At 38.5% G+C, this 13099-nt stretch carries 10 protein-coding genes and 2 tRNA genes; 3 read left to right on the top strand and 9 right to left on the bottom strand.

The annotated features are described in order from the left end of the window. Window positions 1–4: 4 nt before the first annotated feature. The 4 genes from C3K47_RS16885 to C3K47_RS16870 form a co-directional block, all read right to left on the bottom strand. On the bottom strand, window positions 5–454 hold the full coding sequence (locus tag C3K47_RS16885; protein ID WP_103790343.1) for a hypothetical protein: 450 nt from the start codon (window positions 452–454) through the stop codon (window positions 5–7). Window positions 455–607: 153 nt separating this feature from the next. After that, a complete protein-coding gene (locus C3K47_RS16880) occupies window positions 608–829 on the bottom strand; it encodes an AtpZ/AtpI family protein (RefSeq protein WP_103790342.1) in 222 nt (73 codons plus the stop codon). Then, window positions 786–1214 (bottom strand): bactofilin family protein, encoded by a 429-nt coding sequence (locus tag C3K47_RS16875; protein WP_103790341.1) that lies wholly within the window; start codon window positions 1212–1214, stop codon window positions 786–788. The genes C3K47_RS16880 and C3K47_RS16875 overlap by 44 nt, the downstream gene beginning before the upstream one ends. 79 nt (window positions 1215–1293) lie before the next feature. Next, entirely contained in the window at window positions 1294–2157 is an 864-nt protein-coding gene (locus tag C3K47_RS16870; RefSeq protein WP_103790340.1) for a murein hydrolase activator EnvC family protein, read from the bottom strand. A gap of 225 nt (window positions 2158–2382) precedes the next feature. On the opposite strand from C3K47_RS16870, the gene porW reads away from it, so the two are divergent. After that, window positions 2383–5046 (top strand): type IX secretion system periplasmic lipoprotein PorW/SprE, encoded by a 2664-nt coding sequence (gene porW, locus C3K47_RS16865; protein WP_103790339.1) that lies wholly within the window; start codon window positions 2383–2385, stop codon window positions 5044–5046. A gap of 8 nt (window positions 5047–5054) precedes the next feature. Beyond that, window positions 5055–7292, top strand: a complete 2238-nt coding sequence (locus tag C3K47_RS16860) for a penicillin-binding protein 1A (protein WP_103790338.1) — start codon at window positions 5055–5057, stop codon at window positions 7290–7292. A gap of 136 nt (window positions 7293–7428) precedes the next feature. Here the strand turns inward: C3K47_RS16860 and C3K47_RS16855 are convergent, their stop codons facing one another. Next, window positions 7429–8388: an isopenicillin N synthase family dioxygenase gene (locus C3K47_RS16855; protein ID WP_103790337.1), complete on the bottom strand. Its 960-nt coding sequence runs from the start codon at window positions 8386–8388 to the stop codon at window positions 7429–7431. A 184-nt stretch (window positions 8389–8572) separates the two neighbouring features. On the opposite strand from C3K47_RS16855, the gene C3K47_RS16850 reads away from it, so the two are divergent. Further along, window positions 8573–9421 (top strand): dienelactone hydrolase family protein, encoded by an 849-nt coding sequence (locus tag C3K47_RS16850; RefSeq protein ID WP_103790336.1) that lies wholly within the window; start codon window positions 8573–8575, stop codon window positions 9419–9421. A gap of 79 nt (window positions 9422–9500) precedes the next feature. On the opposite strand, the gene C3K47_RS16845 is transcribed toward C3K47_RS16850, so the two are convergent. From C3K47_RS16845 to recO, 4 genes are all read right to left on the bottom strand, one after another. Beyond that, on the bottom strand, window positions 9501–11642 hold the full coding sequence (locus C3K47_RS16845) for a glycoside hydrolase family 97 protein (protein WP_103790335.1): 2142 nt from the start codon (window positions 11640–11642) through the stop codon (window positions 9501–9503). Between the two features lie 365 nt (window positions 11643–12007). After that, window positions 12008–12082 (bottom strand) — tRNA-Val (locus C3K47_RS16840). A gap of 24 nt (window positions 12083–12106) precedes the next feature. After that, a tRNA-Val gene (locus C3K47_RS16835) sits at window positions 12107–12181 on the bottom strand. A 142-nt stretch (window positions 12182–12323) separates the two neighbouring features. Then, entirely contained in the window at window positions 12324–13058 is a 735-nt protein-coding gene (recO, locus tag C3K47_RS16830) for a DNA repair protein RecO (RefSeq protein WP_103790334.1), read from the bottom strand. Between the last annotated feature and the right edge of the window lie 41 nt (window positions 13059–13099).

Here is a 13099-nt window from a genome sequence, read left to right as displayed (position 1 = left end):
TTATTTAACGATTTTCTAATTTTTTTTGGTCGCGCAAGTTATATATTAAATTATAAACTTCAAATATTGTGTACAATAAATATAAAAGAAAGAAGTTGCTGATGAAGGCCCATTTATCAGTAACCATATTTTTATAGATAAATACCAACGCCATACTCATACACAAAAGCATTTTAAAAACAACCGAAACCAGCACTGCTAGCACTGAAAACTCCCCACCTTTTTTCAATCCATAGCTGGCCAATACAAACGAAAACAGGGTAATAAAACTGTAAAAGAAATAGATCAGCCAAATTTTGTCCATCAACAATTGTTTATCGGCTAACAAATATTGAATACCTCCTATTACAAGGGCAATGATAATTGAGAAAACGGCGAACCTTTTTAAAAAGGGTAATAAAATCTGTATCAAGGTGTTTTTAAAATATCGGCGCAAAGATGCAAAAATTTGCATTAGTTAACTAGATGATTTGCAGATATTTTAGAAGATGATTGTAGTATTAAACTAAGTAGGAAAGGAATATTGTACTAGTGTTAAATGGTCAAATTGTTGAATTGTTAACGCTATAAGTAATGTGCAATTTAACAATTCAACAATGTGCCAATTTTACTCTTGTAGTTGTTTTATCACAAAATAAAAGGACAGGCCTATGCCCAATAAACACCCTAAAATGGTAAACCAGGGCTGATTGCCTTTAATGTGATCATCCAGTTTTACGCCACCGTAAGCAAAAGCACCAATAATGGCGATCATTTGAAAACCCATTCCCGAATATCGGGCGTAACTACGCAACAGCGCTTTCCGCTTTTCGTCCGTTGGTTTTTCCATATTCTTCTGAATTGATAAGTAGTTTGGTTTGGGCGCCCATATTACATTTACCGGTAAATACAGCTCCCGATTCTACTACCATCTTATTTGTATATATATCACCATTCAAACGGGTAGTGGATTTTAAGAATAATAATTCACTTACTTTAATATCGCCCTGCAAAGCACCCGAAACATCGGCATTTGCACAAACAATGCTGCCCTCTACCGAGCCTGAAGTGCCAAGAACAACTTTGGCCGATGAAGTTACATTTCCTTTTACAGAACCATCAATACGAATATCGCCTTTGCTAACAATATCACCTGTAATGTTGGTACCTGCCCCAATGAGGTTAATAGAGCCATAGGCTTCCTCTGTTTCCTGAGATTTGTCCTTTTTGAACATGGTTTAGTTGATTTGGTTATTTAGTTGGTTTATGGAGGTAAATTTAGAAATTAAATGTGCTTACACCCTATCTTCAAAATTAAAATTTTAAGTATTCGGAAGGGTTAACCGGAGCTCCGTTGCTCCATAACTCAAATGCAAGTTGCGGACCATTGATCTCTTTACCGTTATTTCCTGAAACGGCAATAAACTCCCCTGCTACAACATAATTCCCTACTTTTTTACTCACACCTGAGCAGTTCTTATAAATTGAAATAACATCTGCAGCATGTTGAATAATAAGCATATATCCTGCTTCCGAAGTAAGTCCGCTATATAAAATTATTCCATCGGCAACCGATCTCACCTGGGCTTTGGGAGCTGTGGTTATAACTTCATACGTTTTATTGGATTTCAAATCGCAGGCAACCTTCACCGTCCCTTCAACAGGCTTAACAAATTGAAAATCAACTATTGACTGTTTTTTAACAGCTTTTGGAGCTCCTTCTGCACTATTTTTTTCTTCGGTTTCTATAAAACTTCTAAGCTCTTCTACATCGTTGGGGTATTTTTTATCCAAGTCGACAGAAGTTTTGGCCAATTGTGGAATAGAGTCGGCACCGGCGCTATTCACTTTTCCATCCACCACATTTTTAATATTATCTAAATACTTTTGTTGAGCTTTAAACATCTGTTCCAACGAATCGGCTTTAATAGCCGCTTCAGCTACATTTTTCTTTAAGGATACGTCGGCATAGCCCGGAATATATTCCTTCAGCGGAGTAAAAATGATCATACAAGCCGACAGGAACATGAGCACCATGGCACCAACTCCAACGGCAACAAATACATTTAACAAATTGAGGGTAAAAGAGATCTGCTCTTCAAATGTGTCGTGATTAAGCACCACCAGCTTATATTTAGTTTTAAGCTGTTTAACAATTTTTTCTTTACGGCTTGGCATTGGTTTGATTTGGTTTGGGCAAAATAAACTTTAAAAAGTTTTAAAGCAATTGCCGGTAATAAAGTGTTTTACTGCAAAAGGTTAGAAATTGTTTACCTTTTGGCAAGATCATTTCTATAATTGCAGCGTTTTATTATAAGTTAAGTTTAACTTCAATCATTTATATTTGCTAACAACAAAAGGTACATTCCATTGCAAATACCGCTAAAAAACAAGTTATTACCAATGATATTAGGCGCAACGCTTTTTGCTGTTGGCGCCTGCAAAATGTATGATCCGATGGGTAACCGGGTGGGAGTTGTTAAAGGAACCTATCATAATACCACCGCCCGTTTTAACGCTTATTTTAACGCCAAAGAAATCTACCGGAAAAACGTTGACAATTTCGAAGGCGGTTATACGGTCTCTTATTCAAACATTTTACCACTTTTAAAATTGCCGGATGAAGGTGCCGCAGCAGGAATGGCCGGTGATATGGATCTGATCGTTGAAAAGTGTTCAAAAGTAATTGCCAATCATAAAGTAAGTAAATGGACCGACGACGCTTATATGCTGGTAGGGAAAGCTTATTTCTATAAAGGCGATAATTATAATGCTGCTCAGGCTTTTCAATATGTTTTTAACACCTTCCCTAATAAAGATTTAAAGGAGGAGGCACTTGCCTGGGTTGGGTTGTCGAAAATGCAAGATCAGCTTGTTGAAGATGCTACAACAGTATTTGAAATGGCTGAGGCTAATATTGCTGATGCAAAAAAATCAAAACGTTTTGTTTATACGGCCATTGCCCAGTTCAACATCAATCAAAAAAACTACGATAAAGCTGCCAGTTCACTTGAAAGAGCCATAAAATCAACAAAAAAGAATAACCTGCTTAAAGCCAATTATTATTATGTATTAGGACAGGTTTATGAAAAAAAGGAAGACTATATAAATGCGGTTAATGCTTTTAAGCAGGTGAGAGGCATGCAAGTGCCTTATGAGCTCGAATTGGCCTCAAAGATCAATGCCTTTAGATTGACCAATATTTCGGAAGGTGGTAATACCGATGATTTGATCAGAAAACTAAACCAGCTTTTAGATGATGAAAAAAATACAAATTATAAGGATCAGATCTATTTTGTATTAGGAGCCATTGCACAGCGTAAAAATCAGACCGATTCAGCAATAACCTTTTATAAGCTTTCAGTGGCCAATACGGGCAAAAACCTAAATCAGAAAGCACTATCCTATTCAAGAATTGCTAATATTTATTTCGATAGAAAGGATTACGACAAAGCGCATTCGTATTATGATAGCACCAGGGCATTTGTTCAACGCGACTTGCCCGACTATGATAAGATCATTGAACGCAGCAACAAGCTAAACGAATTAATTGTTAATATAAAAACCATTGACCGCGAAGATAGCCTGCAACGAATTGCTGCTATGCCAGAGGCCGAACGAAATAAAATCATTGACCAAAAGGTAGCTAAAATACAACGTGATATTAACGAAAGTAAGATGGAACAGAGCCAGTTTAGTTCCAACTACAATACACAAGCGATCAATCGGTTTAATAATGCAGAAGGCGGAGGAGCTACGTGGTACTTTTATAATAACAATGCAATTGCTGCCGGATATAATGAGTTTGTGCGCCGTTGGGGAAATCGTCAGCTAGAGGATAACTGGCGTATTAGCAGCACCCAGGGAACAGCCAGCAAAATATTCGACACCGATCCATCTTTTGATCTAAAAAAATTAGATGCTTCGCAGCCGGAAAAAATCAGGGCCATTTTAGTTAATAATTTACCATTAACCCCAACCAAACTTGATTCTTCCAATTTAAGAAAACAACATGCGGCTTTACGACTGGGTACTATTTATTACGACGACCTGGAAGAATACAAAAGCGCCATTAAATATTACGAATTGGCATTGAACAATCCACCACCAATGGAAAATGCTGACGAAATTGTTTTTAATATTAACCGTTTATACGGATTAGCAGGTGATCCGGCCAAAGCTGAAGAATATAAAAATCGTTTATATAATCAGTATCCTACTTCGCCTTATACAATTGCAATGCGTAATCCAGGTTTAACTCAAACCTCTACCAGTGCCCAAAAGGAAAGTGAAAATCTATACGAAACGGCCTATAAAGATTATCAAAACCGAGATTACGATAAAGTAATTGAAGCGAATAAAGCCTTTCAGGCTTCTGCGGCAAATGCTTATTTAAAATCGAAATTTGCCTTATTGGCAGCCTTGGCCATCGGCAAAACACAAAAACTGGCGCCGTTTGAATCGGAATTGCATAAAATTCAACAGATTTATCCAAACGAGGAAGCCAGCAAACAGGCTGGTCAGTTTATTGCCTCCATTGAAAGCAATCGCAGTGATTTTGAAGCCAGAGAATTTGCACTGGAAGAAACCTCAATTGCCACAGCCACTGATGCAAAATCAATAAGCAAGCGTTTTGAGGCTGAAAAACAGGCGGAAGAACAGCAACGAAAACAGGAAATTGCGACAGCTGAAGCAAAAAGCTATTTCAAAAAGCCAGCTGAAAACGCGGTGTATACTTTTGTTATTGCGATAAATAACCCTACTGCCAACTTAAATCGGATCCGACAAGGACTCGGTCAGTTTAACCGTAATGTATATAGCGATAAAAACTACACGCACAGCAGCAAAGTGATCAATAATGAAACACAGTTGATCTCGGTAAATCAATTTGGGGATTTGGAAACCGCCAAAGAATACTACCGGAGGTTCAGAGATAACCGTGAAGAAATTGTAGGACTATCGGATGACAAATATGACTTTTTCATTATTTCATCTGATAACTTTGCACGTCTGGTAAGCCAGCAAACCGTTGAAGAATATAGAGATTACTTTAGAATTAACTTTTAAGATCAATAATGACCAAGTCGCAATTAAGCAAAGAAGATTTACGTAGGTATATTAAAAATTTCTGGCTGCTCGTTTTAGGCGGCATCGGTATTTTTGCCCTTTTCATTTTATCAATAGCCTTAGGCCTTTTTGGCAAACTTCCCTCTTTCAGAGACCTTGAAAACCCTAAAAGCAATATCGCTTCGGAGCTAATCTCGGGTGATGGAAAAACCATTGGAACTTATTATTTAGAGAACCGCTCATTTGTAAAATACACTGAGTTATCGCCAAACATTGTAAATGCCCTGATCGCTACCGAAGATTCTCGTTTCTATGATCATTCGGGCATCGACTTTAGCCGAACTTTTACGATCGTTTTTTACAATCTGATTGGAAAACGCCAAGGCGCAAGTACCATTACACAACAGCTAGCAAAAAAGCTATTTGGACGCGAAAAGAAGAAGAATATCTATGTCACAAAAATAAAGGAGTGGGTTACAGCCGTTAAATTGGAGCGAAACTATACCAAGCAGGAAATTTTGGCGATGTACCTTAACACCGTTGACTTTGGTAGTAATGCCTACGGAATTAAGACGGCCGCCCGTACATTTTTCAACACCACACCTGATAAACTATCCGTTGAGCAAGCAGCTTTATTGATCGGTATTTTAAAAGGCCCCAGTTACTATTCCCCTATCCGCTATCCGGAACGTGCATTAGCCCGCCGCAACACGGTGATGGACCAGATGGTGAAGAATGAGGTTCTTTCAGCCGAAAATGCTTCACTTGCTAAGGCCCGTGCTATAAAACTGGATTATAACCCGGAAAGCCATAATGAAGGGTTGGCGGCTTATTTCAGGGAATATCTTCGCCTGGAAATTTCTAAACTTTTAGAAGATGGCACCATAAAGGCTAAATCTGATGGCACTCCTTATGATCTATATCGCGATGGCCTAAAGATCTATTCTACAATTGATTCGCGCATGCAGCAATACGCCGAGGAAGCGGAAGAGGCCCATTTAAAGGATTTGCAGCAACAGTTTTTAAAGCACTGGAAAAACATGGGCAAAGATCCTATCACTGATTTGTCGCCGGGAGCTTTAGAACAGGCAATGCATCGAACCGACCGATACCGTGAAATGAAGGAGTTGGGTAAATCTGATTTAGAGATCTTATCAGATTTTAAAACACCGGTTAAGATGTCGGTATTTAGTTGGCAAGGAACAATTGATACTACGATGAGTCCGCTGGATTCAATTAAATATTACAAGCGCTTTTTGCGTTCGGCCATGATGTCAATGGACCCGCAAACAGGTTATGTAAAAGCTTGGGTTGGCGGAAATGACTTTAAGTTCTTCAAGTACGACCAGGTAGCCACCGGAGCCCGCCAGGTAGGCTCAACGTTTAAACCTTTTGTTTATACCGCAGCCATTGATAATGGATTTTCTCCATGTATGAAAGTTCCTAACGAGCCGATCGTATTCGAAGACTTTGACAATTATTCCCCTAAAAACGCTGATGGTAAAACAGGTGGCATGTACTCGTTGAGAGAAGGTTTGGCGCAATCGAAAAACCTTATCACCATGTACCTGATGAAACAATTAGGACCAAAAATTGTGGCCAAGTACGCCCATGATATGGGCATCACTTCGGAGATACCTCCCTATCCATCTATTGGCTTGGGAGTTGCCGAAATTACCCTTTATGACATGGTGGGCGCTTATAGTACTTTCGCCAATAAGGGTATCTGGACAAAACCTATTTACCTGCTTCGGATTGAAGACAAAAACGGCAACATTATTTATGAAAACAAACCAGAAATAAAGCAAGCCATAAGCGCACAAACAGCTTATGTAATGTGTTTCATGCTAAAAGGAACCACCATATTACCCGGCGGTACCGGTTTACGTTTACGCGGTAAATATAAAATGGATATGCCTATTGGCGCTAAAACCGGAACCACACAAAATCAAAGCGATGGTTGGTTTATGGGTGTAACCCCTAACCTGGTTACCGGAGTTTGGACGGGTTGCGAGGACCGTAGCATGCGTTTCCATTCGCTTAATTTAGGTGAAGGAGCTAATACCGCATTGCCTGCCTGGGCTTTGTACATGAAAAAGGTTTATGCCGATCCAACGCTAAAGATCTCAAAAGGAGACTTTACTCCTCCTGATACCTTAAGCATTGAGCTCGATTGTACTAAATATGCAACAGAAACTCCTCCTGCTGAAGAAAGTGAAGAAGATAAAGATAGATTAGGTTTTTAGGTAGAATAGGATTCAAGAATAAAGAAACAGGAGACAAGAAAAAAAGAAAAAGCGCAATCGATATTCGGTTGCGCTTTTTTTATTCATATTTCTGATCTCGGACTTCCGATTGTTAAATTCGTACTTCTAACCTTCCTTACTTCTTCAATCCAATTTCGCGTAAACGTTCATCAAGATACTCTCCGGCTGTCATATCTGTAAATTGCTTGGGATGGTGCTCATCAATGCAAGATGATAAACAAGTTAGATCAACCTCTGATTTGGGATGCAGGAAGAACGGAACTGAAAAACGCGAAGTTTTCATCAATTCTCTGGGTGGGTTAACCACACGATGTGTAGTAGAAACCAGTTTGCCATTAGTTAACCTTTGCAACATATCACCAACATTTACTACAATATCTTGTTGTCCGGCTTTAATTGGGAACCACTCTCCTTCTCGGGTTAGTACCTCTAATCCGTCGGCACTAGCCCCGATCAATAAAGTAATTAGGTTGATATCTTCATGGGCGCCGGCTCTTACAGCATCAGGAGAAATGGCATCAGGATCTTCGATGGGAAAATAATGGATACAACGTAAAATACTATTTCCATTAAATACCCTTTTCTCGAAATAGAATTCTTCGAGACCAAGATACACAGCAATGGCTTTTAAAAGGTCCCTACCCGCTGCTTCAAGCTTTTTATAAACTTCTTTAGTAATCCTGTTAAAATCAGGCAACTCCCCTACTTCTAAATTATCAGGATAGGCTTCTTTGCTTAATTGTTCACCTTCAACATACTGCCCAATTTGCCAAAATTCTTTTAAATCCGGAGTTTTTGCTCCTTTTGCCTGCTCCCTTCCCTTGCTGGTATAACCCCGCTGTCCGGCTAGTTCAATTTTCTCATAGCTTTTCTTCTGCTCATCGGGTAAGCTAAATAATTGCTTTACCTGCACATATAGCGAATTGATAAGCTCATCACTCAACCCATGGTTTTTGATGGTTACAAAACCGGTATCATTAAATGCTTTGCCAATAGCCTCCGAAAACTGCTTACGCTGTTCTGGAGTACCATTTACATAGTCATTTAGGTCTAAACAAGGAATATTAACTGACATATTTTATTTGAGTTGATAGCTGAATTTAATATTTTTTATTGAAGATGCACGAAGCCGCGCAAAGGTAGAAGTAACAACCGACTTTAGTTAAACAATGGACCGCAGTAGATGAAAAATGGCTATTTTTATATCATCAAACTGATAACATCCCTTTAATTTAGAGTTCTTTAAAGATCTGACTATTATGAAAAAACTTTTTTTATTGACCCTTACGCTATTGCCTGCTTTAGGATTTACACAATCTAAAATGAGCTGTTGCCAGGTTTCATCTGCAAGCAGTACGGAAGAATTCGCGCAATTTTCCACAGATAGGGAATTTGTACAATCACACCTTGATCCTATTCCATTTGAATATAAAAGTGAAATTGGAAGGGATGTAATGATCCCGGCAGCAGATGGTAAAGAAGCTCATATTTATGAGTTCAAAGCCGCCAAGCCTACTAACAATTATATTTTTGTTATTCACGAGTGGTATGGACTCAATAACTACATTAAGCAAGAATCAGAAAAACTATACCATGCCCTTGGCAATGTTAACGTAATCGCACTTGATCTATACGATAAGCAGGTAGCTACCAACAGGGATGAAGCGTCGAAATATATGCAAAGTGTAACGGAAGAAAGGGCCCATAGCATTATTAATGCGGCAATTAAATATGCCGGGACAAAGGCTAAAATTGTCACCATTGGCTGGTGCTTTGGCGGAGGCTGGTCCATGCAAACCTCATTATTAGCCGGACCACAAGCTGCGGGTTGTATTATGTACTATGGGATGCCCGAAAAAGATGAAGCAAAACTTAAAACCTTAAAAGCCGATGTGCTTGGTATTTTTGCTGAAAAAGATAAATGGATAACACCACAGGTAGTGAAAGAGTTTGAAGAAAATATGCAAAAAGCTGGTAAAAAGCTAACCGTAAAATCATACAACGCCGATCATGCTTTTGCAAATCCAAGCAACCCGCTATACGATAAAGAATCAACAGCTGATGCATATGAAATAAGTTTGGCATTCTTAAAAGCCCGATTAAAATAAGTGACTCTTAAGCTTAAATAAAAAAGCGTACGATCCATAGCTCTATACCACGGATCGTACGCTTTTATTTTAACCAAAATTATTTAACTGGTTTCAAGCCTTTCAATGAAGCTGTATCTTTAGCTTCAATAATACTGATTGCATATCCACCACCAGGAGCTGCCTTTAATGTAAGCTTGGTTTTGCTGGTTACTACACCCTTAGTAAGGGTGTACGACTGCGGATTTTTTTCGTAATGTGCATCTTTTCCATCAGCATACACAGTAGCAATATATTTTTTATTCGGATCCAGGAAATTGAATGTTAAGTTTGAGGTATGTCCGTTCTCATCACTGGTACACCCTACAAACCAGTTATTGGTTCCTTTAGCTTTTCGAGCAACGGTAATATAATCGCCTGGTTCCGCTTCTAAGTATTTACTATCATCCCAATCTACAGCAACATCCTTAATAAACTGAAATGCATCTAAATGCTTATTGTAATTTTCAATTAAATCGGCAGCCATTTGCAATGGACTATACATGGTCACATATAAAGCCAACTGACGGGTTAATGTACTACGAACAAATGATTTATTCTCAGGATTAACATTACTGATCCTGGTCTCGAAAATACCCGGCGTATAATCCATTGGGCCACCCATTAATCGGGTAAATGGCAAAATAGTGGTGTGGTCAGGATTACTTCCTCCAAACGCCTCATACTCAGTTCCTCGCGCGGCTTCATTGCCGATTAAATTCGGATAAGTACGGCATAAACCGGTAGGACGTACAGCTTCATGTGCATTAACCATGATCTTGTATTCGGCAGCTTTTGTTATCGCATACAAGTAATGGTTCACCATGTATTGGTTGTAATGGTTTTCTCCAGCTGGCAAAATATTGCCAACATAACCACTTTTTACAGCGTTGTATCCGTTGGCAACCATAAACTTATAGGCCGTGTCTATATGACGTTCATAATTACGAACCGCACCCGAAGTTTCGTGATGCATAATTAAGCGTACACCTTTACTGGCTGCATAATCATGTAATTCCTTTACGTTAAAGTCTGGATAAGGAGTTACAAAATCGAATACATAATCTTTAGATTTTCCGAACCAATCTTCCCATCCAACGTTCCAGCCTTCCACTAAAACGGCATCCAAGCCATGCTGTGCAGCAAAGTCAATATATTCTTTAACATGAGCTGTATTGGCTGCATGCTTACCATTTGGAGTAGTCTTTGAATAATCAAGCTCACCTAATTTTACCGAATTAAGATTGTTATACGCCCAAGTGCTTTTGCCGGTGATCATTTCCCACCAAACACCAACGTATTTAACGGGTTTTATCCATGAAACATCGGTGTATTTACAAGGGTCGTTAAGGTTAAGTATTAATTTTGAAGCAAGTATTTCGCGGGCATCATCGCTTACCATTACGGTTCTCCATGGTGATTTACAAGGTGTTTGCAAGTAGCCTTTGTCACCTTTTGCATCTGGTGTTAACCATGACTCGAAAATCATATTCTTGTCATCAAGGTTCAGGTGCATACAGGCATAATCAACCAGGGCTGCTTCGTGGATATTAATGTACAATCCATCTTTGCTTTTCATCATTAATGATGTTTGTACACCTGTAGGCGAAAATGGTTGCTGAGAAGCATTTGGCGTAACCGCCTCTTTCATTTTTGCTCTAATTTCTGAAAGATTTGAAGTTACGGTACTGTATTCTTGGGTATCATAATCACCTGGTAACCAAAATGCTTTATGGTCACCATTCATGGCAAACTGCGTTCTTTCTTCTTTAATAATGAAATAGTTCAAGTTATCCTGCTGAGGAAATTCATACCTGAATCCCAATCCATCGTCATATAACCTAAATCGAATTTGAATGAATCTATTTTCAGCTTTCTGATCCAAAACCACCAATAACTCTTTATAATGGTTGTTAATGGTTTTAACCTCTCCCCAAACCGGCGACCAGTTTTCATTCACTTCATTAAACTTAGTTTCCTTAACGGTAAATCCGTTAAGTAATGAAGCACCTTCTTTTAGCTCTAACCCTAGTTTACTGGTTTTAACAACCTCTTTACCCTTATAAATCAGTTTATAAGTTGGGGTTCCATCAGATAACTGGAATGATAATTTAAGATTACCATTTGGCGAAACAAGTTCCTGAGCCATTGTTGCCAATGATAACATCAAAAGCAGCATAAGGCTTAACGCGTTTTTTTTCATATTAAATAGTGATTAAATATTCCCTTCCGGAATACGCATGTAACTGGTTGTGAGTATATATTTTAAGAATTTGGCTGTTTCGTTTTAAAATATACTTAATAGAAATGGTTAATACTCAAGTACTGAGTATAGCTGTAACCTATAAATGTATTCACATCTTCAACACTTAACGCGTTGCGATTCAACTTGAGTATAACTAGCAAGTATTAGTTACTAATTATTTCTCACTGGCTGTTTTGTAAAAATGCATGAAAAATTTCTCATACACAAAATGAAAAGTACTTATTACAGGTTCTTATTGGCTGTTTAAAACCTATATAACTTTTCAAAAAAAAAGCCCCAGAATTTCTGAGGCTTTAGATTTGTGGGAGATACTGGGTTCGAACCAGTGACCCCCTGCTTGTAAGGCAGGTGCTCTGAACCAGCTGAGCTAATCTCCCTAAACGATGGTTATTTAATTCTAGTGGGAGATACTGGGTTCGAACCAGTGACCCCCTGCTTGTAAGGCAGGTGCTCTGAACCAGCTGAGCTAATCTCCCATCGTTTTGGGACTGCAAATATGAGGTCTTTTTTATAAAACGCAAAATGTTTTTTGAAAAAATCTTTCTAACTATAAAAACCCGTTGATAATCAGCAAGAATATTTTTTCTGCACCAAGGCAGTTTTTATGATTCACTGTAATTAGGAACCCAGCACCTCTTCCAGCACCTCAAATGATTTTAGTTTTCCAAAGTTATCTACATGCAATTCATAAAAATCAATTAGAGCATGTAATAAGACCTTACGATCGGAGGAGTTTATTCGCAGTTCTTCCATATGTTCAAAGTTTAACTGCAATAACCGGGCTATATAACCACTATAAGGCTGCACCACTACCTGTGAATGGGTTGGTCTCACGTTAGTAAATACGGCTTCTTTCAAATCGAAATATTCATTATCCGTAGCATTATTTACCACGGGATAAAAACCCAAAAAACGCGCAAAATGAACAAGGAAAACCAAATGGAAATTAGCCACATTTCCACGATGAAGGTCGAGGAACTGAATTGCATTATAAACAAAGGAGAATAAATGCGGCTCCTGGGTCTCCTGCTTCAGGCATTTATAAACCACTTCGTTTAAAAACATTAATACGCTGCTTTTAATCACATCAAATGGGGAAGAAATATAAGCGGGAATATTTCTCACTTCCTGAATGCGTTGCAGCCCTCCGCTTGTTTTATGGTAAATAACCATTTCAAGCAAATTGAGGTGCTGAAACAAACTTGGAGGAAACTTTGCTTTAGGTTTTCTAACACCGTTTACAATGAATGATTGCAAACCAAACTGTTCGGTAAACACCAATACAACCACACTGCTTTCGGCATAGTTGGTGGTTTTTAAAACGATCCCTTTAGTTTTTTGTAATGACGACAATTTTTATGGATTTCAACAGTTATCAAACATAAATCAAAAAT

The sequence above is a fragment of the Solitalea longa genome (assembly GCF_002920915.1).
GTDB classification, from domain to species: Bacteria; Bacteroidota; Bacteroidia; order Sphingobacteriales; family Sphingobacteriaceae; genus Solitalea; species Solitalea longa.
The sequence above is the reverse complement of the archived record's forward strand: the minus strand, read 5'-3'. Positions and strand labels throughout refer to the sequence as shown.

Excerpts from the sequence above, each read along its gene's own strand:
- C3K47_RS16885 (WP_103790343.1), bottom strand. The coding sequence starts at position 454 with ATGCAAATTTTTGCATCTTTGCGCCGATATTTTAAAAACACCTTGATA.
- C3K47_RS16880 (WP_103790342.1), bottom strand. The coding sequence starts at position 829 with ATGGAAAAACCAACGGACGAAAAGCGGAAAGCGCTGTTGCGTAGTTAC.
- C3K47_RS16875 (WP_103790341.1), bottom strand. The coding sequence starts at position 1,214 with ATGTTCAAAAAGGACAAATCTCAGGAAACAGAGGAAGCCTATGGCTCT.
- C3K47_RS16870 (WP_103790340.1), bottom strand. The coding sequence starts at position 2,157 with ATGCCAAGCCGTAAAGAAAAAATTGTTAAACAGCTTAAAACTAAATAT.
- porW (WP_103790339.1), top strand. The coding sequence starts at position 2,383 with ATGATATTAGGCGCAACGCTTTTTGCTGTTGGCGCCTGCAAAATGTAT.
- C3K47_RS16860 (WP_103790338.1), top strand. The coding sequence starts at position 5,055 with ATGACCAAGTCGCAATTAAGCAAAGAAGATTTACGTAGGTATATTAAA.
- C3K47_RS16855 (WP_103790337.1), bottom strand. The coding sequence starts at position 8,388 with ATGTCAGTTAATATTCCTTGTTTAGACCTAAATGACTATGTAAATGGT.
- C3K47_RS16850 (WP_103790336.1), top strand. The coding sequence starts at position 8,573 with ATGAAAAAACTTTTTTTATTGACCCTTACGCTATTGCCTGCTTTAGGA.
- C3K47_RS16845 (WP_103790335.1), bottom strand. The coding sequence starts at position 11,642 with ATGAAAAAAAACGCGTTAAGCCTTATGCTGCTTTTGATGTTATCATTG.